This window comes from Pseudomonas sp. SD17-1 (genome assembly GCF_029201585.1).
Taxonomy (GTDB): Bacteria; Pseudomonadota; Gammaproteobacteria; order Pseudomonadales; family Pseudomonadaceae; genus Aquipseudomonas; species Aquipseudomonas palmensis.
The window spans coordinates 3725519-3748828 of record NZ_CP104044.1 but is presented as its reverse complement, the minus strand read 5'-3'; the positions used below and the strand labels follow the sequence as shown (position 1 = coordinate 3748828).

Below are 23310 nucleotides of genomic sequence, written 5' to 3'. Positions count from 1 at the left end.
CTCCTGGGTCAGACGTCGGCGTACTGGCGGCCGGGGTTGAAGATGCCCTGAGGGTCCAGGTTGCGCTTGAGCGTCTGGTGAAACCGCAGGATCGGTGCGGCCAGCGGCTGGAACGGGCTGTCCACCACGCCCGGGGTGAAGCAGGTGGCGTGCCCGTTGGCGGCGGCGGCGAGCTGGCGGATGCTGTCGGCATCGGCGCTGCTCTTGAGCCAGCGTTGCGCGCCGCCCCAGTCGATCAACTGCTCGCCCTCGATCGCCAGCGGCGCCGTCAGTGCCGGCACCGACAGGCGCCACAGCGGGCGCGGGTCGTCGAAGAACGCCAGGCGCTGTTCGCGCAGGTCGTCCCAGTAGCTGTCATCCAGCGCATCGCCGCCCAGGCGTTCGGCGGCGGCGCGTACCGAACCCTCGTTGCCTTCCAGGCGCAGGTACAGGGTGCTGCCGTCATGGCTGGCGGCGGTCAGCGGGATCGGCTGCTGGCCCCATTCGCCGAGCTTGTCCAGGGCCATCTGCAGCGGCATGGCCTGGCGCAGGCTGACCCGGCAGCGGTACTTGGGCAGCACCTTGAACGAGGCTTCGGTGATCACCCCCAGGCAGCCCAGGCTGCCGGCCAGCAGGCGCGACAGGTCGTAGCCGGCGACGTTCTTCATCACCTCGCCGCCAAAGCGCAGGTGCGTGCCCAGGCCGCTGATCATGCGCGTGCCCAGTACGAAGTCGCGTACCGAACCCGCCCATGGGCGACGCGGGCCCGACAGGCCGGCAGCGAGCATGCCGCCGACCGTGGCGTTGTCGCCAAAGCACGGCACTTCGCAGGCAAGCATCTGCCCGCCACGCTCCAGCGCGGCCTGCAGCTCGCGCAGGGGCGTGCCGGCGCGGGCGGTGATCACCAGTTCGGTGGGGTCGTAGGAGACGATGCCGGTGTGCCCGGCGAGGTCCAGTGGCTGGGCGTCGACGGGGCGCCCGTAGAAGGTCTTGCTGGCACCGCCGCGGATGAACAGCGGGGTGCGCTCGGCGATGGCCTGCTGCACGCGGGCCAGCAGGTCGGCGCTGCGGTCGCTGCCGTGGGCCGGGTCGAACAGTACGGTGCTCATCAGAAGCGCTCCAGGTCCGGGAAGGGCAGTTGGCCGTGGTGCACGTGCATGGCGCCGAATTCGGCGCAGCGGTGCAGGGTGGGGATGTTCTTGCCCGGGTTGAGCAGGCCCAGCGGGTCGAACGCAGCCTTTACCGCATGGAACAGGCTTAGCTCGTCGCTGTTGAACTGGGCGCACATCTGGTTGATCTTCTCGCGGCCCACGCCGTGCTCGCCGGTGATGCTGCCGCCGACCTTCACGCACAGCTCGAGGATCTTGCCGCCGAACGCCTCGGCGCGTTCCAGCTCGCCGGGGGTGTTGGCATCGAACAGGATCAGCGGGTGCATGTTGCCGTCGCCGGCATGGAACACGTTGGCCACGCGCAGGTTGTACTCGGCCGAGAGGTCGGCGATGGCCCCCAGCACGTGGGGCAGTTCGCGCCGGGGTATGGTGCCGTCCATGCAGTAGTAGTCGGGCGACAGCCTGCCCACGGCGGGGAAGGCGTTCTTGCGCCCGGCCCAGAAGCGCACGCGCTCGGCTTCGTCGCGGGCCAGGCGCACTTCGGTGGCACCGGCCTGTTCGAGCAGTACGCGCACGCGCTCGCAGTCGTCGTGCACGTCGGCCTCGACGCCGTCCAGTTCGCACAGCAGGATGGCCTCGGCCTCTACCGGGTAGCCGGCGTGGATGAAGTCTTCGGCGGCGCGAATCGCCAGGTTGTCCATCATCTCCAGGCCGCCGGGGATGATGCCGGCGGCGATGATGTCGCCCACGGCGCGGCCGGCCTTTTCCACCGAGTCGAAGGCGGCCAGCAGCACCTTGGCCACCTGCGGCTTGGGCAGCAGCTTGACGGTGACTTCGGTGATGATGCCGAGCATGCCCTCGGAACCTGTGAACAGCGCCAGCAGGTCGAAGCCGGGGGCGTCCAGGGCATCGCTGCCCAGGGTCATGCGTTCGCCCTCGACGCTGAGCATCTCGACCTTGAGCACGTTGTGCACGGTCAGGCCGTACTTGAGGCAGTGCACGCCGCCGGCGTTCTCGGCGACGTTGCCGCCGATCGAGCAGGCGATCTGCGAGGAGGGGTCGGGTGCGTAGTACAGCCCATGCGGCGCGGCAGCCTGGGAAATCGCCAGGTTGCGTACGCCGGGCTGTACGCGGGCAAAGCGCCCGGCCGGGTCGATTTCAAGAATCTTGTTGAAGCGCGCCATTACCAGCAGCACGCCCTTTTCCAGCGGCAGCGCGCCGCCGGACAAACCGGTGCCGGCGCCACGTGCCACCACCGGCACCTTGCGCTCGTGGCACAGGCGCAACACGCTCTGCACCTCTTCCAGATGGCGCGGCAGCACCACCAGCATCGGCGTGGTGCGGTAGGCCGAGAGGCCGTCGCACTCGTAGGGCTTGAGGTCTTCGGCGGCGTGCAGGATATCCAGGTCGGGCAGGCGGCTCTGCAGGGTGTGCAGGAACTCGGCCCGGTCGACGCTGTGCAGCGCACCATCGACGCGTTCGTCGTAGAGAATGTTCATGGGCAGGCTAACGACCCTTGTCTTGTTGTTATGGAAGCTCGATGGAACACGGCTCACTTGCATCATTGGCCGGCGACGGCTTAGTGTCTATCGCTCAAATCACTGGTCGAACCAGTTTGTTGCTGCGGTTTTTCCGGCTTTTTCATGAATATTCAATAAATACAGTTAGTTATGTATTGATCTGGCAAGGGTCCTAAAGCCCATGGTGTCTGGTCATACCAGTTGGAGGGACGATGGGCGAAGCGCTTTCAATGCAGGTGGCAGACGTGGTGTGCGAGCGCATCGAGCGGCTGATCGTCGATGGCGTGCTCAAGGTCGGCCAGGCGCTGCCGTCGGAGCGGCGCCTGACCGAAAAGCTCGGCGTGTCGCGCACGGCCCTGCGCGAAGGGCTCAAGCTGCTGCGCGCCAAGGGCATCATCGAGACTGCGCATGGCAAGGGCTCATATGTGGCGCAGTTGTCGGGGCAGGGCAGCACCTCGGCATTGATGCACCTGTTCAGTTCGCAGCCGCGCACCCTGTACGACCTGTTCGAGGTGCGCAGCCTGCTGGAAGGGGAGTCGGCACGCCTGGCGGCGCTGCGCGGCACCGAGGCGGACTTCGTGCTCATACGGCGCAGCTACGAGGCGTTGCTGGCGGCCCATGAGCAGCCACTGACGGCCTCTGAGCATGCGCACCTGGACCATGCGTTTCACCTGGCGATCTGCGAGGCCTCGCACAACCCGGTGCTGGTGCAGACGCTGCGCTCGCTGACCGACCTGCTGTTGAACTCGGTGTTCGCCTCGGTGAACAACCTGTACCACCGCGATGTGCAGAAGCGCCAGATCGACCGCCAGCATGCGCGGCTGTACAACGCCGTGACCGGGCGAATGCCGGAACAGGCGCGCAAGGCGGCGATTGCGCATATCCAGGGCATCTGCGCGAACCTCAAGGAGATCGAAGAGGAGGAGCAGCGGCTGGTGCGGGCGACGTTGCGGCTGGAGGGGTGGGTTTGAGGGCGTGTGGGCCGGGGTAGGCGCGCCGTGCGGCGGAGCTCTGTGACATCTGCCCGCTGGTCGCAGCAAAAAATGCGAACGATTGCAGTCAAACCCACTCACACCTTGAGGGCACGACCCCACGCCCCCCGTCGAAGGAGCAAGCGTATGACCCAGCGAGGCCAGGACACCATCGAATGGCTGCAAGGCCAGTCCATGCTGCAAGCCGCCCGCGACCGCGCCCGGCTGTATGCAGGGCAGGCGCGCATGTGGCTGCACCCTTACGCCGAGGCCCGCGCCCGCGACGCCAGTGCCATCGCCTCGGTGTGGCTGACGGTGTACCCGGCCTCGATCATCGTCGAGGAGGGCGGTTCGGTGTTGCAGGCGCTGGCCCATGAGCAGCTGTGGCAGGCGCTGTCGGAGCTGGGCATCCAGGGCGTGCACACCGGGCCGTTGAAGCGCTCGGGCGGCATCACCCAGCGCGAGTTCACCCCCAGCGTGGACGGCAACTTCGACCGCATCAGCTTCGACATCGACCCGCGCTACGGCAGCGAGGCCGAGCTGGTGCACCTGAGCAAGGTGGCCTCGGCGCACAACGCGGTGACCATCGACGACTCGATCCCGGCGCACACCGGCAAGGGCGCCGATTTTCGCCTGGCCGAGATGGCCTACGGCGACTATCCCGGGCTGTACCACATGATCGAGATCCGCGAAGCCGACTGGGGCCTACTGCCCGAGGTGCCGGCCGGGCGCGATGCGGCCAACCTCACGCCGGCCATGTGCGACGAGCTCAAGGCCCGCCATTACATCGTTGGCCAGTTGCAGCGGGTGATCTTCTTCGAACCCGGCATCAAGGAAACCGACTGGAGCGCCACGCCGCCGGTACTCGGGGTCGACGGCAAGCTGCGACGCTGGGTGTACCTGCACTACTTCAAGGAGGGCCAGCCATCGCTGAACTGGCTGGACCCAAGCTTTGCCGCGCAGCAACTGATCATCGGCGACGCCCTGCACGCCATCGACGTGCTCGGCGCCCGTGGCCTGCGTCTGGATGCCAATGGCTTTCTCGGCGTGGAGCGGCGCGCCGAAGGGCCGGCCTGGTCGGAGAGCCACCCGCTGTCGGTCACCGGCAACCAGTTGCTGGGCGGCATGATCCGCAAGGCCGGCGGTTTCAGCTTCCAGGAACTGAACCTGACCCTGGACGACATCGCCAACATGTCCCACGGCGGCGCCGACCTGTCCTACGACTTCGTCACGCGCCCGGCCTACCAGCACGCGCTGCTGACCGGCGACACCGAGTTTTTGCGCCTGATGCTGCACCAGATGCATGCGTTCAAGATCGACCCCGCCTCGTTGATCCATGCCCTGCAGAACCACGATGAACTGACCCTGGAGCTGGTGCATTTCTGGACCCTGCACGCCAACGACAGCTACCTGTACAAGGGCCAGACCTTCCCCGGCAACATCCTGCGCGAGCATATCCGCAGCGAGATGTACGAGGGCCTGGCGGGCGAGCACGCACCGTACAACCTCAAGTTCGTGACCAATGGAGTGTCGTGCACCACGGTCAGCATCATCACTGCCGCGCTGGGCATTCGCGACCTGGGCAGCATCGACGCCGAGCAGCTGGCGCTGATCCAGAAGGTGCACCTGCTGCTGGCCATGTACAACGCCATGCAGCCGGGGGTGTTTGCGCTGTCGGGCTGGGACCTGGTCGGCGCCTTGCCGCTGGAGCCCGAGCAGGTGGAGGGGCTGATGGGTGACGGCGACACCCGCTGGATTCATCGCGGCGCCTATGACCTAGCCGACCTGGACGTGGAGGCGCAGCTCTCGGCCGAAGGCCTGCCGCGTGCGCGTTCGCTGTATGGCAGCCTGGCCAGCCAGTTGCAGCAGCCCGACAGTTTTGCCAGCAGCCTGAAACGCATGCTCGCTGTGCGCCAGGCCTATGCGATTGCGGCGAGCCGGCAGATCCTGATCCCCGAGGTGGCCAACCCGGCCTTGCTGCTGATGGTGCACGAGCTGCCGGCAGGCAAGGGCATCCAGATCACCGCACTCAACTTCGGTGCCGAGCCACTGAGCGAAACCCTGCATCTGCCGGATGTAAGCCCCGGCGCGGTGGTGGACATGATCAACGAACGGCTGGAGGGCGAGCTGAGCGAAGCGGGGGAGATGACCATCAATCTGGATGGCTATGAGGGCCTTTCGCTGCGCATCGTGAGCAGTGTGGCGACGCTGTAGGCGTTTGCATGCGGTAACGTTTTTACAGGCCCGGGGTTTCGTGTCTGACGGTTCCCCGGCCCCTTCGCTGGCAAGGCCAGCTCCTGCAAGGGGCCGCCACCGTCACCGCACTGCTGCCTGCCCCGTGACACACCCCGCCCACCTGATGGAAAATGCCCGACGCCTCTCCCCACCAAAAGGCTTCTGCATGGACAAGCTGGACCGGGCAATACTCGACCTTCTGCAAACCGACTGCACCCGCGCGGTGGGCGATATCGCCGAGCAGATCGGCCTGGGCACCACCGCCTGCTGGCGGCGCATCCAGAAGCTCGAAGAGGCCGGCATCATCCGCGGCCGCGTGGCCCTGCTCGACGGCAAGAAGCTCAATGTCGGCGTGGTGGTGTTCGTCTCGATCAAGACCACCCAGCACAACGCCGACTGGCTGGCCGGCTTTCATGCCGCCGTGGCCGGTATCGACGAAGTGCTGGAGGTGTACCGCATGGCCGGCGACACCGACTACCTGCTGCGCGTGGTGGTGCCGGACGTGGCCGCCTACGACGCGGTGTACAAGCAGTTGATCCGCATTCCGGGCCTGTCCGACATCAGCTCCAGCTTCTCCATGGAGCAGATCAAGTACTCCACCCGCCTGCCGCTGCGCTATGCGCCCTGAGCCGATCACGCTGCACCAGGCCGGCGCCGACGACAGGCAGGCTGCCGTAGCATTCGTGATGCAGGCCCGCGCCGCGCTGTTCCCCAAGCTCGCCGCCACCGGGATGCCGGCAGACCTGCAGCAGTTCGAACAGGTCTACCTGCACGGCGCGGGGCGTTTCCTGCTGGCCCGCTGCAATGGCCAGATCGTCGCGGCCATCGGCTACCTGCCTTACGACCACCGCTTCCGCCAGCTCGACTACCGTGGACAGAAGGTGGTGGAAGTGGTGCGCCTGTTCGTGTTGCCGGCCTATCGCCGCAGCGGGCTGGCCGGTGAGTTGTACCGCGCGTTGCGTGAGCTGGCGCTGCAGGACCAGGTGCAGGTGCTGTACCTGCACACCCATCCGTTTCTGCCAGGCGCCATTGGTTTCTGGCAAAAACATGGCTTCGAGATCATCGATGTGGAAGCCGACCCGGTGTGGCAGACCACCCACATGCAATGTCGCCTGCCCGCCGGCTGAACCTCAGAAGCGCCCGTTGAGCGGGTATTCCACCGCCAGGCGGATCTGGTCGGCATCCAGCTCGGCCTGGGCAGTGTTGCCCCGGTGCACGTTGTGCCGCAGCGACACGGTGGTGCCCTTGGCCACGCCGCCCTGCACCACGTAGCGCGCCTCCAGGTCGCGCTCCCAGTGCTTGCCGCCTTCGCCGTAGCCCAGGTACGCATAGCCGCCACGCGGGTCGACGTGGCTGCCATCGATGCGGCTGCCGCGCACATACGCCGCACTCAGCACCAGCCCGGGCAGGCCCCACGGGGTCATCGCCAGGTCGTAGCGGGCCTGCCACGACTGCTCGTTGGGGGCGTTGAAGTCCGACAATTGCACGGCGTTGCTGATGAAGATCGCGCCACGGGTCACATAGTCGAACGGTGTGTCGCCATCGACCTTCTGGTAGCCCAGGCTGAAGCTGTGCGGGCCCTGGGCGTAGGTCGAGAGCAGGCTCCAGGTGGTGTTGTCGATCTGCCCGGACAACGCCTTGCCGGTGTCGGTGGTGCGGTACAGGTTGAGGTTGAAGGTGAGCGAGCGATTGGCGTCCAGTGCATGGCTGAAGGTGCCGCCCAGGTAGTGCTGGTTCCAGGTGTCTTCGTAGCGCGAGGTGTACAGGCTGGCGCTGAGGCTCGGGCTTGCACTGTAGACCACCCCGGCCAGGTCGAAGGCATCGCCCTTTGCTGCGTTGGAGTAGTTCACCACGAACCCCTGGTCATGGCTGCTGGCGTTGCGGTCGGTGCTCTCGGTGAAGTGCCCGCCTACCAGTTTCACCCCATCGAATTCGGTGCTGGTGACCAGCACCCCGGTGGCGGTTTCGGGCAGCAGGCGGCTGTCGGACGAGCTGAACACCGGGGTCTTGACCCGCTGTTCGCCATACGACAGCACGGTGGAGGAGGCCCGAAGCTTGACCGCCGCGCCGCCGCGGCTGAATTCGTTCTTGGGGTGGCCGTGGTTGTCCAGCCCCAGCAGGCGCGCCTTGCCGGCGCGTCCGCCGCCGCTGTCCAGTTGCACGCCAAGGTAGGCATGGGCATCCACGCCCACGCCGATCAGGCCCTGGGTGAAGCCCGACTGCAACGTGCCCATCAGGCCATAGGCCCATTCCTCGGCATAACCGTTGCGCTCGGCACGGGGCTTGTAGGCATTGCGTGCGCCGCTGTTGCGCGCGCCGTGGCGGTATTCGCGGTTGTCGTACACGCTGCGGTTGAGCAGGCTCCAGGTGCTGTCTTCGACCAGGCCGTTGGCCTGCTCCTGGGCCGATTCGGCCAGCACCAGGGGCGCCGGCCCGGCCAATGCCAGCAGCAGGGCCGAACGGGTGCGCAGTGCGATCATTGTGCGGCCTCGCGTTGCAGCAGGGCGGCAAGACGATCTGCTGCACGCCTGGGCAAGGTGCTCGGCAGGCTCGGTGGCGTGGCGGCGGGCTCACCGACCTGGATCAGCATCACCATGCCCATCGACAGGTGCGGGATGCACTGGATGCCGTACAGGCCCGGCACGTTGAAGGTCTGCTCGATTTGCTGGTTGATCCTGCCCTTGAACGCCTCGGCGCCTTCGGGCAGCAGGCCGGGCAGCGAGGCGGCATTGTGCCCGCTCTGGGTGGCGATGAACTTCACCGAATCGCCGGGGGCGATGCGCAGGTAGTCCGGCTCGTACACCATGCTGCCGGTCGCACCACGGTTGAGCATTTTCACTTCGTGCACCTCGGCCGATACCGAAGGGGCGAGCAGGGCGCTGGCGAGCAGCAGGGGCAAGGCGGCAAGGCGCATGGGCGGGCTATCCATTTCAGGTCAAGGGGAACGAACGCGCAGGATCTGCGCGCCGTCGAAGGGGTCGGTCAGGTAGTGCGCCTGCACCCCGAAGGTGGCCTGCAGGCGTTGCGGGGTCAGCACCTGCAACGGCGGGCCGACATCCACCAGGCGGCCGCGCTCGAGCACGGCCAGGCGATCGCAGGTGAGGGCCTGGTTGAGGTCGTGCAGGGCGATCAGGGTGGTCACCGGCAGCGCCTGAACCAGGCGCAGAATGCCCAGCTGGTGCTGGATGTCGAGGTGATTGGTCGGCTCGTCGAGCAACAGTAGCTGCGGGCGTTGCGCCAGGGCCCGGGCGATGTGCACGCGCTGGCGCTCGCCACCGGAGAGGCTGCGCCAGCTGCGTGTTGCCAGGTGGGTGGCATCCACGTCGGCCAGGGCCTGCTGCACGATGGCGTGATCGTCTGCCGACCAGGGGCGCAACGCCGACAACCACGGCGTGCGGCCCAGGGCCACGGCATCGAACACATTGATCGCATCGCTGGTGTCGGCCTGTTGCTCGACCACTGCCAACCGCCGCGCCACCTCGCGGCGTGGCAGCTGCCTGAGCGCGTTGCTGCCCAGCTGCACCTCGCCGCAGGTGGGCGTGCGCAGCCCGGCCAGCAGCTTGAGCAGGGTGGACTTGCCCGAGCCGTTGGGGCCGACGATACCCAGGGTCTCGCCACGGCGCACCTCAAGGTCGACCGCGTCCAGCAGCACGGCATCGCGCACCTTCAAACCCAGGCCGGTGCAGCGCAGTGCAGCTTCATCCAGCGGGTGGGTGACAGCGTTCATCGGGCGCTCCTGCGGCCAATCAGTATCAATGCGAACACCGGTGCGCCGACCAGCGCCGTGATCACCCCCACCGGAATCACCTGGCCCTTGATCAGGGTGCGCGAGAGCACGTCGGCGGCAATCAGGAACAGCGCGCCACCCAGCGCGCTGGCCGGCAGCAGGCGCGCATGGGGGGTACCGAACAGCAGCCGCATCGCATGCGGAATCACCAGCCCGACAAAGCCGATGGCGCCCACGATCGACACCATCACTGCCGTCACCAGTGCCGCGCAGCTGATCAGCAGCACCTGCACGCGGCGTACCGGGATGCCCAGCGAGGCGGCCGAGTCGCTGCCGAAGGTGAAGGCGTCCAGCGCCCGCCGATGCCATACGCACACCGCAAGGCCGGCCAGCGCCACCGGCAGCGCCAGCCACACCGACGGCCAGCGCACGCCACTGAGGTTGCCCAGCAGCCAGAACAGGATGCCGCGCGCCTGCTCGGCACTGGCCGACCGGGTGATCAGAAAGGCGGTGAGCGCGTTGAACAGCTGCGAGCCGGCGATCCCGGCGAGGATGATCTGCCCCGTGCTGTTGGACGGCCCGCTGGCACGGGCCAGCAGCGCCACCAGCGCGAAGGCCGCGATGGCCCCGACGAAGGCGCCCAGCGACAGCGTGATCGCCCCCGCGCCCAGCCCCAGCAGCGCCACCAGCACCGCGCCGGTGGAGGCGCCGGCCGAGATGCCGAGCAGGTACGGGTCGGCCAGCGGGTTGCGCAGCAGCGACTGCAGTACCACCCCGCAGGTGGCCAGCCCCGCGCCGCAGGCGGCGGCCACCAGCGCACGGGTCAGGCGGTAGTTCCACACGATGCCTTCATCGATCGGGTCCAGCAGGTGCCCGGCGGCCCATAGCTTGTTGGCCAGCACCTGCAGCACCACCGAGGGGGCGATCGGCGTTTCGCCAATCGCCACCCCTGCCAGTATCGCCAGCAGCAGGGCCAGGCACGCGAGCAGGCCGCGCACAACGCTGCCTGTCATGGCGCCAGGTCGAAGCCGTTGATGGCCGAGGCCAGGGTCTCCATGCCGCTGAACAGGCGCGTGCTGGCCTGCATGGCATGTGCATCGAGAATCACGATGCGGTTGTGTCTGACCGCGTCCATGTTGCGCGTGACCGGGTCGCTGCGCAGGAATTCGAGTTTCTTTTGATAGTCATCGGCCGGGAAGCGACGACGGTCCATGCGCGCGATCACCAGGAAGGTGGGGTTGGCCTTGGCGATGGTTTCCCAGCCCACGGTCGGCCATTCCTCATCGGACTGCACCACGTTGCGCACGCCCAGGGTCTGCAGCATGTAGTCGGGGATACCCTTGCGCCCGGCCACGTACGGGTCGATGTCCAGGTCTGCGCTGGAGAACCAGAACAGGGCGCTGGTGTCCTTCAGATCCTTGCCTTTCACGGTGGCGGCAGCCTTGGCCAGGCGTGCCTTGAGCTCGCTGTTCAACCGTTCGCCACGCGCCTGCACGTCGAAGATCTCGGCCAGCTGGCTGATGCTGTTGTAGATGCTGTCGATGCGAAACGGCTCCAGGCGGGTGCCGTCGGCGCCGACCAGGTTGTCCTTGCCCTCGCAGTCGGACGGCATCAGGTAGGTGGGGATGTTCAGCTCATGGAACTGCTCGCGGGTGCCGACCACGCCCTGCGGGCCGACCATCCACTCCAGCTGCACCGCCACCAGTTGCGGGCGCTTGCCGATCACCGCCTCGAAGCTGGGGTCGTTGTCGGCCAGGCGTTCGACCTTGTCGTTCTGCACCTTGTACTGCGCCAGCACATCGTTGAACCACAGCGAGGTGCCGACCAGCCTGTCGCCCAGGCCCAGTGCGTAGAACATCTCGGTGCCGGCCTGGCCGATGGTCACGGCGCGGTCGGGCGCATGCTGGAAGGTCAGCGGCATGCCGCAGTTCTGCAGCGTGAGCGGGTAGTGGGTCGGGGCGGCCTGGGCCAGGGTCGACAGACCCAGGCCCGCGAGCAGGGTGACAAGGCGGGGCAACTGCATGATGCGATCTCCATTCGAACCGTACACGGGCAGGGGTGTACAACCTGGAAACACATCGACAGGCGCTGCCGCGAGGGCAGGGCAAGGCCGTTCGGCGCGCGGGTCGCTCGCGGCACAGATGTACTCCCCGGACACCCCGCCGGTTAGTGATTGTTGCTGTGCCGGCAGGTCTCCTGACTGGTGCGTCGTCACCTGGCTCCGGCCTTCCCGGGGGTCACCCAGTGGCATTTCAGGAGCAGGCTCGGCACTTACAGTTGCGGGGGCAGTTCCGTTTGACGCCATGCAGTGGCGTCTCGGATTCCCTATTGATTCCGTGTGGAAACCGGCGGGCGGCATGGTAGTCGATCACGCCGCCCGCAGGGAAACAAAACCCCGCCAGCCTCAGAGGTACTTGAGCCAGGCAATGTCGCGACGGCGGGCCTTGAACGCGGCAAACCAGCGCACCGGCGGGAACAGCGCCACGGCCAGCAGCACGGCGGTCAGCCACACCGCCCAGATACCATCGAAGCCGAAGTAATTGCCCTGGTTCAGGCCCAGCAGTGCAACGCAGGCCAGGTACGCCACTTTCAGCACATACAGGTGCAGCAGGTAGAAGAACATCGGTGCGGCGCCGAACACCGCCAGGGTGCTGATCCACCGGCGCTGCCCGGCGCGCTCCAGGCCCAGCAGCAACAGCAGGCCAGCCCCCAGGGTCAGGGCCAGGAACAGCAGTGAGGGCGGGTACTTGGTGATGTTGAAGAAGCTCATCAGGGTGTGCGCGGTATCGGCCTGAACCGTCCATGGCGCCTCGCCGTAGCCGTTGAGCAGGCGCAGGGCGACAAAGCCGATCAGGGTTGCCAGGCCTGCCAGCAGCAGACGGCGCTGGCGCGTGGCGGCCGGCATCGAGTGGGCGAACCAGGGCCCCAGGCCGTAGCCCAGCGCGATCACCCCGACCCACGGCAGCACCGGGTACGAGGTACGCAGGCGCAGGCTGTCGGAGAACTCGAGCCAGCCGCGGTCATGCAGGATCGCCCACGGCACGTGCAGCGCAGAGCCCTGCGCAAAGTGCAGGCCGTCGAGCAGGTTGTGACCGGCCACGATCGCGGCGCCCAGCACCAGCAACAGCGGGCGCGGCAACCACACCAGGGCCGCCAGGGCGATCATGCTGATGCCGATGGCCCAGATCACCTGCAGGTAGATCACGCTGGGTGGCAGCTGGAAGGTCCAGGCGATGTTCACCAGGGTGAACTCCAGCACCACCAGAAACAGCCCGCGCTTGAACAGAAAGGCCGACACATCGCCCCGGCCCTGGTGCTTCTGGCCATACAGCCAGGCCGACAGACCGGTCAGCAGCACGAACACCGGGGCGCACAGGTGGGCCAGCGTACGGCTGACGAACAGCGCAGGTTCGGTGCTGTCGATGGCCATCGGGTCGCTGACCTGGCGGTGCAGGAAGAAGGTTTCGCGCACGTGGTCCAGCAGCATGAACAGGATCACCAGGCCCCTGAGGGCATCGATGGACAGCAGGCGTTGGCTCGGTTTGCTGGCGGCGGGGAGGGCAGTAGCGCTAGTCATTGAAAGGTCGCAGGCAGAGGGGGCGAATTGAATGGTTACTGTATAACATTTCTATTCGCTCGGTAAATCTTCCTTACAATCTTGACTGCCATGCTGCGACATCAGACCGCACCCATCTGGCGCTGCGCGCTGGAACCCGTCGACCCTGCGTGACAAAATGCCGCCTCGCAAAACCCTTGCACAAGGCTCCCGCTCTCGGGGCCGGCACCTTCCCAAAAGGATGGTTACATGAACGATTTACTGACCCGGCGCACGGTGATCGCCGGGCTCGGCCTGCTCGGCCTCGGTGCCCTGGCAGGTTGCAACAACTCCGGCGCGCTGGACTTCAAATACGGCAAGGACCTGAGCAACAAGATCCTCGGCCGCACCTTCAAGCTCAAGGACCCGCAAGGCAACGTAATGACCCTGTCGAGCTTCCAGGGCTCGATGCCGATGGTGTTCTTCGGCTTCACCCAATGCCCGGCGGTGTGCCCCACCACCCTGGCCCGCGCGGTGCAGATCAAGAAGCTGATGGGTCGCGACGCCGACTTCCTGCAGGTGGTGTTCATCAGCCTGGACCCCGAGCGCGACACCCCCGAAGTGCTGGACGCCTACGTCAAGGCCTTCGATCCCTCGTTCGTGGCGCTGTCCGGTACCCTGGAAGAGACGGCCGCAGTGGCCAAGGAATTCGGCGTGTTCTACGAGAAGGTGCCGGCCGGCGACACCTATACCATTTCCCACAGCTCGACCAGCTACGTGTTCGACTCGCGTGGCGTGCTGCGCCTTGGCCTCTCGCACTCCCTCAATGCCAGGGAATGCACCGAAGACCTGCTTACCGTAATGGAGGTTTGTTAATGCGTTCTCCCGTGAAACACGCGCTTGGCGCGATGGCGTTGCTGTCCCTGTTCGGTGCGGCGCTGCCCGCCGTTGCCCAGACCACCGTGGGCGAGCCCTGGGTGCGCGCCAGCGTGCCGCAGCAGCAGTCGACCGGTGCGTTCATGACCCTCACTGCCAGCACCGACAGCAAGCTGGTGGGCGTCGAGTCGCCGGTGGCCAAGACCGTGCAGGTGCACCAGATGCAGATGCACAACGATGTGATGAGCATGAGTGAAGTCAAGGCGCTGGACCTGCCCGCCGGCAAGCCGGTGGTGCTCGACACCAATGGCTACCACGTGATGCTGATGGGCCTGGTCAAGCAGGTGAAGGAAGGCGACACGGTGCCGCTGACCCTGATCGTCGAAGACGCCAAGGGCCAGAAGGAGTCGATCAAGGTCGACGCCCCGGTGCGTTCGCTGACCGCCACCGACGGTCACGGCGAGCACTCGATGCACGACCACAGCCACATGTAAGTACCCGCCGCGCCGGCCCTTGCGCCGGCGCAATCCGTTCCTGCCGGGTGGTTCGCCACCCAATGGGTTCAACTGGCCTGCGCCAGATAGTCCCGCAGCCGATCCTGCAGATACCACACACCTTCAGCGTGTTTCAGGTAATCGCTGATCGGCATCATCTGCCAGTACTGGCCTTCGTCGCCAAATTCGATGGCATCGATTTCCCCCTGCGTGATGTGCCCCACCAGAAACCAGGACTCCCAGCCGGGTCTGGCCAGGCTGGGGTAGTTGCGGCGCCATTCGATGCGTTCGGGGGGCAGGCGCAGGGCGAACTCTTCGTCCAGCTCGCGCAGCGCGCATTCCACCGGGGTCTCATCACCTTCGCGCCCCCCGCCGGCAAAGTCCCAGCAGCCGGGGAAGGGGATGGTGCTTTTCACGTCGCGCTTGTAGGTCAGCAGGTGGTCGTGGAACAGCAGGGCGAGTTTGGCACCGCAGAAGGGTTTGAGGGGCATGGAGACTGGCCTCTGGCAGGACGGGCGTTAGACACCGGGCCGGTATTTATACGATGGTTCTGCAGGTTGCGCGGCATTTTTTGTGGTGTGGGCTGCCGGGCAGCTCCTGGTCACACAGGCATGCGCCGCCGACGGGTATAACTGAACCCGGGAATAAGGATATGCTGTTTCGAAATATTACAAATTGGTGAGGGCAGAATGCCGTTAAAGGACCTGTTGCTGGCGCTGGTGGTGATCGTCGCCTGGGGCCTGAATTTCGTGGTGATCAAGGTCGGCCTCGACGGCCTGCCGCCCATGCTGCTGGGTGGCCTGCGCTTCGTGCTGGTGCTGTTTCCGGCGATCTTCTTCATCAAGCGCCCGCAACTTCCGTGGCGCTGGTTGCTGGCCTACGGCACCACCATCTCGCTGGGCCAGTTCGCCTTTCTGTTCGAGGCCATGGGCAACGGCATGCCGCCGGGCCTGGCGTCGCTGGTGCTGCAGTCGCAGGCCTTCTTCACGCTGTTCTTTGCCGCGATGTTTCTCGGTGAGCGGCTGCGCGCCGCCAGCCTGCTGGGGCTGCTGGTGGCCGCCGGGGGCCTGGCGCTGATCGGCAGCGAGAACGGCAGCCACGTGCCATTTTTGGCGCTGGTGCTGACCCTGTGCGCCGCCGCATGCTGGGCCATGGGCAACATCATCACGCGCCGCTTCGGCAACATCGACCTGGTGGCGCTGGTGATCTGGGGCGCGCTGATTCCGCCGTTGCCATTCTTCGCCCTGTCGTGGTGGCTCGAAGGGCCGGCGCTGATCGAAAGCTCGCTGCGCGGCATCGGCCTGAACTCGATCCTGGCCCTGGCGTACCTGGCCTTCATCGCCACCATGCTCGGCTACAGCCTGTGGAGCGGCCTGCTGTCGCGCTACCCGGCGGGCAAGGTCGCACCGTTTTCGCTGCTGGTGCCAGTGGTGGGGCTGAGCTCCTCGGCGTTGCTGCTGGGTGAGCGCCTGAGTACCCTGCAATGCTGGGGTGGGGTGCTGGTGATGGTGGGGTTGCTGATCAACGTGTTCGGCTCGCGCCTGCGTCAACGTCTGCGGGCCGCGCTGAGCTGAGGCCCCAGGGCGGCGGTGGAACGATCCGCCGCGCACGCCGCTCCAATTCCAGACCCTCGCCGACCAAGGTCCGACCATGAATTCACCTCGATCCACCACGCCCCATGCCGGCCCGGCCGGCATGGTCAAGGTGCGCGGCGCGCGCGAACACAACCTGAAGAACGTGGATGTGGACATCCCCCGCGATGCGCTGGTGGTATTCACCGGCGTGTCCGGCTCGGGCAAGTCGTCGCTGGCGTTCTCGACCCTGTATGCCGAGGCCCAGCGCCGCTATTTCGAGTCGGTGGCGCCCTATGCGCGACGCCTGATCGACCAGGTCGGGGTGCCGGATGTGGACGCCATCGAAGGCCTGCCGCCGGCGGTGGCCCTGCAACAGCAGCGCGGTACCCCCAGCGCGCGCTCCTCGGTGGGCAGCGTGACCACGCTGTCGAGCCTGATTCGCATGCTCTATTCGCGCGCCGGCAGTTACCCGGACGGCCAGCCGATGCTGTATGCCGAGGACTTCTCGCCCAATACGCCCCAGGGCGCATGCCCCGAGTGCCACGGCCTGGGCCGGGTCTACGAGGTGGACGAGGCCTCGATGGTGCCTGACCCGTCGCTGACCATCCGCGAGCGTGCAGTGGCCTCGTGGCCGCTGGCGTGGCAGGGCCAGAACCAGCGCGACATCCTCGTGACCCTGGGCTATGACGTCGACATTCCGTGGCGCGACCTGCCCCAGGAGCAGCGCGACTGGATCCTGTTCACCGAGGAAACCCCCACTGTGCCGGTGTATGCCGGCATGACCCCGGCCCAGACCCGCGACGCCCTCAAGCGCAAGCTCGAACCCAGCTATCAGGGCACCTTCAGCGGCGCGCGGCGCTATGTGCTGCACACCTTCACCCATTCGCAGAGCGCGCTGATGCGCAAGCGCGTCAGCCAGTTCATGCGGGCCAGCGCCTGCCCGTTGTGCGCGGGCAAGCGGCTCAAGCGCGAGGCCCTGACCGTGACCTTCGCCGGGCTGGACATTGCCGAGCTGGCGCAGTTGCCCTTGCTGCAGCTGGCCGAGGTGCTCAAGCCGGTGGCCAGCGCCACCTATGTCGAGCATGGCGACGAGCAGGGTGCGGTGCTGACCCACGCGCAAACCCGTGACGCCCGCCAGCAGCGCGCGGCCAGGGGCGACAACGCCCATGCCGGCGGCCCGGACGTGCGCCACACGCCCAACCTCTCGCTGGAAAAACGCCTGGCCGCGCAGCGCATCGCCCAGGACCTGCTCGAACGGGTGGCCACCCTGATCGACCTGGGCCTGGGTTACCTGGCCCTGGAGCGCAGCACGCCGACCCTGTCGTCGGGCGAGCTGCAGCGCCTGCGCCTGGCCACCCAGCTCAACTCGCAGCTGTTCGGGGTGATCTATGTACTGGACGAACCCTCGGCCGGCCTGCACCCGGCCGATGGCGAGGCGCTGTACGAGGCCCTGCTGCGCCTCAAGGCCGCGGGCAATTCGGTGTTCGTGGTCGAGCACGACCTGGACACCATGCGCCGCGCCGACTGGCTGGTGGACGTGGGCCCGGCGGCGGGCGAGCAGGGCGGCCAGGTGCTGTACAGCGGGCCCCCGGCCGGGTTGGCCGAGGTCGAGGCCTCGCAGACCCGCAACTACCTGTTCGGCGCCCAGGCCGCCGTGCCGCGCACCCCGCGTGAACCCGGCGGCTGGCTGCGCCTGGAGGGCGTGACGCGCAACAACCTGCACAACCTCGATGCGGCCTTCCCCCTTGGGTGCTTCACGGCCGTCACCGGGATTTCCGGCTCGGGCAAGTCCAGCCTGGTCAGCCAGGCGCTGCTGGAGCTGGTGGGCGCGCACCTGGGCCAGGCCACTGCGCCCAGCGAGCCCCAGGAGCAGGGCCTGGAGGATGACGTGGCGCAGGCCAGCGGCGGCCAGGTCACGGCGGGCCTGGAGCACATCCGCCGGCTGGTGCAGGTGGACCAGAAGCCCATCGGCCGTACCCCGCGCTCGAACCTTGCGACCTACACCGGCCTGTTCGACCACGTGCGCAAACTGTTCGCCGCCACCGATGCGGCCCGCGAACAGGGCTTCGATGCCGGGCGCTTCTCGTTCAACGTGGCCAAGGGCCGTTGCGAAACCTGCGAAGGCGAAGGCTTTGTCAGCGTCGAGCTGCTGTTCATGCCCAGCGTCTACGCACCGTGCCCCACCTGCCATGGCGCCCGCTACAACCCGCAGACCCTGGCGGTCACCTGGCAGGGCCTGAACATCGCCCAGGTGCTGCAACTGACGGTGACCCAGGCCCTGGCGGTGTTCGAGCAGCAGCCGGCGGTGCAGCGTGCCCTGGCGGTGCTGCACGAAATCGGGCTGGGCTACCTGCGCCTGGGCCAGCCGGCCACCGAGCTGTCGGGCGGTGAGGCGCAGCGCATCAAGCTGGCCACCGAACTGCAGCGCATGGCCCGCGGGGCCACCCTGTATGTGCTCGACGAACCCACCAACGGCCTGCATCCGCAGGATATCGACCGGCTGATGCTGCAGCTGGGGCGCCTGGTGGATGCCGGGCATACGGTGATCGTGGTGGAGCACGACATGCGCGTGGTGGCCCAGAGCGACTGGGTGATCGACATCGGCCCGGGGGCGGGGGACCAGGGCGGCACGCTGGTGGCCTGCGGCACGCCGCAGCAGGTGGCGGCCAGTGCCCACAGCCGTACCGCGCCGTTTCTGGCCCGGGCCCTGGGCTGAGGCGGCTCAGGCGTCGAGGCTGCGCCGAACCTTGTCCAGCAGTTCGTGGATCTGGAACGGCTTGGTGACGATGTCCATGCGCTCACCGAGAAAATGCTGCCGGTCGATGGCGTTCTCGGCGTAGCCGGTCATGAACAGCACCGGCAGGCTCGGGCGCAGCATGCGCGCGACATTGGCCAGCTCGCGCCCGTTCATGTGCGGCAGGCCCACGTCGCTGAGCAGCAGGGCGATGCTCGGGTCGGCATGCAGTTTCTGCAGGGCGCTTTCGACGTCCGGCGCCGGGGTGCAGCGGTAACCGGCATCGGTCAGCACCTCGCAGACGAAACTGCGCACCACCGACATGTCCTCGACCACCAGCACATGCTCGCCGGCGGTACTGATCACGGTGTCGGGTGTGGGTTCGGTGATGCTCAACAGCGGGCTCTGGCTGGCCGGCAGCAGCAGCGTCACTTCGGTACCGCGCCCGCCGGTGCTGCGGATCTGCACGTCGCCGGCCGACTGGCGGGCGAAGCCGTAGATGGTCGACAGCCCCAGCCCGGTGCCCTGGCCGATGGGCTTGGTGGTGAAGAACGGGTCGAAGACCTTGCCGATCACCTCGGGGGCGATGCCGCTGCCGTCGTCGCGCACCGACAATGCCACGTAGGCGCCATCGGCCAGCTTGAGGTCGTCCTGGGTGTGCGCCGCGTAGGTGCTGATCCAGATGTTGCCACCCTGGGGCAGCGCGTCGCGCGCGTTGATCACCAGGTTGAGCACGGCGTTCTCCAGCTGGATCGGGTCTACCAGGGCCACGCTGAGGTGCTCGCTCAGGTTCAGGTGCAGGCTGATGTGTTCGCCGATGGTGCGTCGCAGCAGTTCCTCCAGCGAGCGGATGTGCTGGTTGATGTCGGCCGGGCGGGGGTCCAGCGGTTGCTGGCGGGCAAAGGCGAGCAGGCGGTGGGTCAGGGTGGCGGCCCCCATGGCGGCGCCCAGTGCAGCGTCGGCGTAGGACTGCACCTTGTCGACGCGGCCCTGCTCGATGCGTTTCTTGATCAGCTCCAGGCTGGTGATGATGCCGGTGAGCATGTTGTTGAAGTCATGGGCGATGCCGCCGGTAAGCTTGCCCAGTGCGTCCATCTTCTGCACCTGCAGCAACTGCGCCTCGGTACGGGCGCGCTCGGCCACTTCCTGGGCCAGCAGGGTGGTCGCGCTGTCCAGTTCGGCGCGCTGGGTGCGTTCGCGGTGGCGCTGTTCGGTCACGTCCTCGACGAAGATCAGGCTCGACTCGCCGCTGCGGTAGGGCGACACCTGCCACTGGGTCTCGCGCAGCTGGCCGTTGACGCGCATGTGCAGCAGGCCCTTCCAGCGGTCCCGGGTGCCGAGCCTGCGCAGCAGCTCGTCGATCACCGGCTGCTGGTCGTCGGCAAAGCACTCGACCAGGGTGTCGGGGCTCAGGTTGTCCTGGATCAGCTGGGCGAACGCCTGGTTGCATTCGTGCACCTTGAGCCCGGTGCCCAGCAGCGCGATGGGCGCGGCGGTGCTGACGAAGATCTCGCGAAAGCGCGCCTCGCTCTCGCGCAGCGCCTGCTCGGTGTCGCGTACCCGCAGCAGCGTGCGCAGGGTGGCCAGCAACACCTCGGGGTCGACCGGGTGGATCAGGTAGGCGTCGGCCCCGGCGTCCAGCCCGGTGATGATGTCGCCGGTACCGATGGCGGCCGCCGATACGTGGATCACCGGCAGCAACGCGGTGGCCGGGGTGGCGCGCAGGATGCGCACGATATCGAAGCCGCTCATGTCCGGCAGGTGTACATCCAGGATCAGCGCGTCGTAGGTCTGGCTGGCAATCAGCTCCAGGCCCTCGCCACCGGTGCCGGCCTCGTCGATGCGGTAGCCATGGCATTCCAGGCGCCGGCGCAGGGCATAGCGGGTGACGATGTTGTCGTCGACGATCAGCAGGCGGATGTCAGGCTTCATCACCAGGCTCCTGGGCCAGCGCCAAGGGGATCACTACGTAGAAGGTCGAACCGACCCCGGGCGTACTCTCGACCCCGACCCGGCCACCCAGCAGCGCCGCGAAGCGCTTGCACAGCGACAGGCCCAGGCCGGTGCCACGCAGGCGCTTCTGCAGCGGCGAGTCGATCTGTGCGAAGTCCTCGAACAGCGTGTCGTGCAACTCGCCCGGGATGCCGATGCCGGTGTCGTGCACCGCAAAGCGGATCTGGCCGTCGTCTTCCAGTTGCGACGACACCCGCACTTCGCCGCGGGCGGTGAATTTCAGCGCGTTGGAAATGAAGTTGCGCAGGATCTGCGCCAGCTTCTTGTCGTCGCTGTACAGGCGCGGCAGGCCCTGGGGCTCTTCGAAGATCAGGTCGACCGCCGAGGCATCGACGATCGGCCGGAACATGCCGCGCAGGGCCGCGAACAGGTCGAGCATGTCGAACCAGGCCGGCGAGATGGTGATGCGCCCGGCCTCGATCTTGGCCAGGTCGAGCAGGTCGTCGACCATGTCGCTCAGTTCGCGCGCCGAATTGCTGACGAAGGTCACCTGCTTGTGCTGCTCGGGGCTCAGCGGGCCGTCCAGCTCGTCGCTGAGCAGGCGGGCGATGCTCAGGATCGAACCCAGCGGCGTGCGAAACTCGTGGCTCATGTACGACAGGAAGCGGCTCTTGAGGTCCGAGGCCTGGCGCAGTTGCTCGGCCTGGATATCCAGCTCGGCATACAGGGCCAGCACGCCCTGGTTGGTTTCTTCGAGTTCGGCGCGCAGGGCGTCGCCCTCTTCACGCAGCCGCGCGATCAGCGCCTGCGCCTCGGTGTCGGCAAGGGTAGGGGAATCAGCCACTTAGGGTCTCCAGGGCAACAACCAGCACGGTGACATCATCGCGGCCTCGGCAGAAGTCGCGATGCAGCACGGCGGCGATCAGTGCCGGGTGCTGATGCATGAGGCCAGCATACTGCTGCAGGTCCCAGCGCGATTGCAGCCCGTCGCTGTAGAGCACCAGCAGGTTGGCATGCACATCAGCATAGTCAAAGGGGCGCACGCGACGGAATTGCCCGCCGACGATACCCGGGTGCGAGGCCAGGCCACGACTGCTACCGGGTGCGAGCAGGTGCGCGCCGATGTTGCCGACGCCGCTGAAACGCAGCGCGCCGTTGTCGTACTGGGCGAACGCTGCGGCGCCGCCACGGGTGCCCTGCATGTTGACGTGCATCGCCTCGAGCACCTGCGCGGGGTCGGCGAACGGGGCCTGGGCAAAGGCCTGGGTGCCGGCGTGGGCGGCCCGTTCGGCGAGCTCGCCGTGGCCCAGCCCGTCGACCACCAGGGCACTGATGCGCTGGCCGTCGTAGGCCAGGTACCAGGCATCGCCACAGGCCGGGTCGTGATGCAGGCTGTGCTGGCTGGCGCCCCAGCGCAGGTCGCAGGCCGCGCTGCTGCGTGGGTACAGGCGCGCCAGCACGGCGGCGCCACGGCTGTCGGCGTACACATCGAACACATCGGCCAGGCGCTTGATCGCGCCCAGGCCGATGCCCTGGGTACCGCCGGTGGAGAACCCGTCGGCCAGGCAGTGGTGCAGGTCGAAGCCTGCACCACGGTCGATGGCGATCAGTTCCAGCCCGCTGTAGCCGCTGTTGGGCAGCACCCGCAGGTGCAGTTCACCGCGCCCGGCATGCTTGAGCAGGTTGCTCGCAAGCTCGGTGGCCAGCAGCGCGGCGCGCCCGGCGTCGGTGGCATCGAAACCCTGCTGTTCGGCCAGGCGTTGCACGCAGCGCCGGGCATGACCGACCTGGCTCTCGTCTTCTATCGGCAGCACCTGGGTCAGGCTGCCCAGGATACTCAGGCCCATCGCAGAATCGTCACGCGCGTGCCGGCCCCGGGGGCGGTATCCAGTTCGAACTCGTCCACCAGGCGCTTGGCCCCGGTCAGGCCCAGGCCCAGGCCGCCGCCGCTGGTCCAGCCATCGGTCATGGCCAGCTTGATGTCGGGGATGCCCGGCCCTTCGTCGCGAAAGGTCAGGCGCAGGCCCTTGCGATGGTCCTTCTCGACCACCTGCCAGTCCATGTGGCCACCGCCGCCATACACCACGGCGTTGCGGGCCAGCTCGCTGACCGCCGTGACCAGCTTGGTCAGGTTGATCAGGCTCATGCCGCAGCCCTGGGCCAGGGTGCGCGCCAGTTGCCGTGCACGTACCACATCCTGCTCCAGCAGGATGGGCTGGGTGCCGCTTTGCTCGGCGCTCATTGCGGTGCAGCCGAGTTGTTGAGCAGGCGCATGCCGCGCTCGGCGTTGAGCGCGGTACGCACGCCGGGCAGGGTCAGGCCCAGTTCGACCAGGGTGATCGCCACGGCCGGCTGCATGCCCACCAGCACGGTCTGCGTGTCCATGATGCGCGACACCCCGGAGATGGTGCCGATCATGCGGCCGATGAAGGAGTCGACCATGTCCAGCGCCGAGATGTCGATCAGCACGCCCTTGGCCGAGGTCGCGCTGATGCGCTCGGACAGGTCGTCCTGCAGGGTCATGGCCAGCTGGTCATGCATGTCGACCTGGATGGTCACCAGCAGGAATTCGCCGATTTGCAGAATCGGGATGCGCTCCATGG

At 67.2% G+C, this 23310-nt stretch carries 22 protein-coding genes and 1 riboswitch; of the genes, 8 read left to right on the top strand and 14 right to left on the bottom strand.

Annotation, left to right across the window (positions count from 1 at the left end; translation table 11 throughout):
• Window positions 1–8: 8 nt before the first annotated feature.
• Window positions 9–1088, bottom strand: a complete 1080-nt coding sequence (gene glcE, locus N0B28_RS16980; RefSeq protein WP_054915154.1) for a glycolate oxidase subunit GlcE — start codon at window positions 1086–1088, stop codon at window positions 9–11.
• Window positions 1088–2587 (bottom strand): glycolate oxidase subunit GlcD, encoded by a 1500-nt coding sequence (gene glcD / locus N0B28_RS16975; RefSeq protein ID WP_043861170.1) that lies wholly within the window; start codon window positions 2585–2587, stop codon window positions 1088–1090. The genes glcE and glcD overlap by 1 nt, the downstream gene beginning before the upstream one ends.
• Before the next feature lie 233 nt (window positions 2588–2820).
• On the opposite strand from glcD, the gene glcC reads away from it, so the two are divergent.
• From glcC to N0B28_RS16955, 4 genes are all read left to right on the top strand, one after another.
• Window positions 2821–3579, top strand: coding sequence for a transcriptional regulator GlcC (gene glcC / locus N0B28_RS16970; RefSeq protein ID WP_043861171.1), 759 nt, complete (start codon window positions 2821–2823; stop codon window positions 3577–3579).
• Window positions 3580–3726: 147 nt separating this feature from the next.
• Window positions 3727–5793 carry a maltose alpha-D-glucosyltransferase gene (gene treS / locus N0B28_RS16965; protein ID WP_043861177.1) on the top strand — a complete coding sequence of 689 codons (2067 nt, stop codon included), beginning with the start codon at window positions 3727–3729 and terminating at the stop codon, window positions 5791–5793.
• A gap of 187 nt (window positions 5794–5980) precedes the next feature.
• Window positions 5981–6442, top strand: a complete 462-nt coding sequence (locus tag N0B28_RS16960; protein WP_043861187.1) for an Lrp/AsnC family transcriptional regulator — start codon at window positions 5981–5983, stop codon at window positions 6440–6442.
• Complete coding sequence (locus N0B28_RS16955; protein WP_043861188.1) at window positions 6432–6941, top strand: GNAT family N-acetyltransferase; 510 nt, start codon at window positions 6432–6434, stop codon at window positions 6939–6941. Before N0B28_RS16960 ends, N0B28_RS16955 begins: the two co-directional genes overlap by 11 nt.
• A 3-nt stretch (window positions 6942–6944) precedes the next feature.
• Here N0B28_RS16955 and N0B28_RS16950 read toward each other — a convergent pair whose 3' ends face one another.
• The 6 genes from N0B28_RS16950 to N0B28_RS16925 form a co-directional block, all read right to left on the bottom strand.
• Window positions 6945–8294 (bottom strand): OprD family porin, encoded by a 1350-nt coding sequence (locus N0B28_RS16950; protein WP_275727669.1) that lies wholly within the window; start codon window positions 8292–8294, stop codon window positions 6945–6947.
• Window positions 8291–8728: a pseudoazurin gene (locus tag N0B28_RS16945; protein ID WP_058541265.1), complete on the bottom strand. Its 438-nt coding sequence runs from the start codon at window positions 8726–8728 to the stop codon at window positions 8291–8293. The genes N0B28_RS16950 and N0B28_RS16945 overlap by 4 nt, the downstream gene beginning before the upstream one ends.
• Before the next feature lie 21 nt (window positions 8729–8749).
• The gene (locus N0B28_RS16940; protein ID WP_058541264.1) at window positions 8750–9541 is read right to left on the bottom strand and encodes an ABC transporter ATP-binding protein; all 792 of its coding nucleotides are present in this window, start codon (window positions 9539–9541) and stop codon (window positions 8750–8752) included.
• Window positions 9538–10554, bottom strand: a complete 1017-nt coding sequence (locus N0B28_RS16935) for an iron ABC transporter permease (RefSeq protein ID WP_078481752.1) — start codon at window positions 10552–10554, stop codon at window positions 9538–9540. The genes N0B28_RS16940 and N0B28_RS16935 overlap by 4 nt, the downstream gene beginning before the upstream one ends.
• Window positions 10551–11564: an ABC transporter substrate-binding protein gene (locus N0B28_RS16930; RefSeq protein ID WP_043861193.1), complete on the bottom strand. Its 1014-nt coding sequence runs from the start codon at window positions 11562–11564 to the stop codon at window positions 10551–10553. The genes N0B28_RS16935 and N0B28_RS16930 overlap by 4 nt, the downstream gene beginning before the upstream one ends.
• A 145-nt stretch (window positions 11565–11709) precedes the next feature.
• A riboswitch (cobalamin riboswitch) is annotated at window positions 11710–11906 on the bottom strand.
• 39 nt (window positions 11907–11945) lie between these two features.
• Entirely contained in the window at window positions 11946–13118 is a 1173-nt protein-coding gene (locus N0B28_RS16925; RefSeq protein WP_275727664.1) for a DUF1624 domain-containing protein, read from the bottom strand.
• A gap of 228 nt (window positions 13119–13346) precedes the next feature.
• Between N0B28_RS16925 and N0B28_RS16920 the strand changes: the two genes are divergently transcribed.
• Complete coding sequence (locus N0B28_RS16920; RefSeq protein WP_054915148.1) at window positions 13347–13952, top strand: SCO family protein; 606 nt, start codon at window positions 13347–13349, stop codon at window positions 13950–13952.
• A complete protein-coding gene (locus N0B28_RS16915; protein WP_043861196.1) occupies window positions 13952–14446 on the top strand; it encodes a copper chaperone PCu(A)C in 495 nt (164 codons plus the stop codon). The genes N0B28_RS16920 and N0B28_RS16915 overlap by 1 nt, the downstream gene beginning before the upstream one ends.
• A gap of 68 nt (window positions 14447–14514) precedes the next feature.
• Here the strand turns inward: N0B28_RS16915 and N0B28_RS16910 are convergent, their stop codons facing one another.
• The gene (locus N0B28_RS16910) at window positions 14515–14937 is read right to left on the bottom strand and encodes an NUDIX hydrolase (RefSeq protein WP_043861197.1); all 423 of its coding nucleotides are present in this window, start codon (window positions 14935–14937) and stop codon (window positions 14515–14517) included.
• Between the two features lie 198 nt (window positions 14938–15135).
• On the opposite strand from N0B28_RS16910, the gene N0B28_RS16905 reads away from it, so the two are divergent.
• Together N0B28_RS16905 and N0B28_RS16900 are read left to right on the top strand one after the other, a co-directional pair.
• Window positions 15136–16020 carry an EamA family transporter gene (locus tag N0B28_RS16905; RefSeq protein WP_054915147.1) on the top strand — a complete coding sequence of 295 codons (885 nt, stop codon included), beginning with the start codon at window positions 15136–15138 and terminating at the stop codon, window positions 16018–16020.
• A 76-nt stretch (window positions 16021–16096) separates the two neighbouring features.
• Entirely contained in the window at window positions 16097–18736 is a 2640-nt protein-coding gene (locus N0B28_RS16900) for an excinuclease ABC subunit UvrA (protein ID WP_275727658.1), read from the top strand.
• Window positions 18737–18742: 6 nt separating this feature from the next.
• Here N0B28_RS16900 and N0B28_RS16895 read toward each other — a convergent pair whose 3' ends face one another.
• The 5 genes from N0B28_RS16895 to N0B28_RS16875 are packed head-to-tail and all read right to left on the bottom strand — an operon-like array spanning window position 18743 to window position 23308.
• Entirely contained in the window at window positions 18743–20686 is a 1944-nt protein-coding gene (locus N0B28_RS16895) for a response regulator (RefSeq protein WP_054915145.1), read from the bottom strand.
• A complete protein-coding gene (locus N0B28_RS16890; protein ID WP_043861201.1) occupies window positions 20676–21551 on the bottom strand; it encodes an ATP-binding protein in 876 nt (291 codons plus the stop codon). Before N0B28_RS16890 ends, N0B28_RS16895 begins: the two co-directional genes overlap by 11 nt.
• Window positions 21544–22554 carry an ATP-binding protein gene (locus tag N0B28_RS16885; protein ID WP_275727655.1) on the bottom strand — a complete coding sequence of 337 codons (1011 nt, stop codon included), beginning with the start codon at window positions 22552–22554 and terminating at the stop codon, window positions 21544–21546. The genes N0B28_RS16890 and N0B28_RS16885 overlap by 8 nt, the downstream gene beginning before the upstream one ends.
• Window positions 22545–22949 carry an anti-sigma regulatory factor gene (locus N0B28_RS16880; RefSeq protein ID WP_043861202.1) on the bottom strand — a complete coding sequence of 135 codons (405 nt, stop codon included), beginning with the start codon at window positions 22947–22949 and terminating at the stop codon, window positions 22545–22547. Before N0B28_RS16880 ends, N0B28_RS16885 begins: the two co-directional genes overlap by 10 nt.
• On the bottom strand, window positions 22946–23308 hold the full coding sequence (locus tag N0B28_RS16875) for an STAS domain-containing protein (protein ID WP_043861203.1): 363 nt from the start codon (window positions 23306–23308) through the stop codon (window positions 22946–22948). Before N0B28_RS16875 ends, N0B28_RS16880 begins: the two co-directional genes overlap by 4 nt.
• Between the last annotated feature and the right edge of the window lie 2 nt (window positions 23309–23310).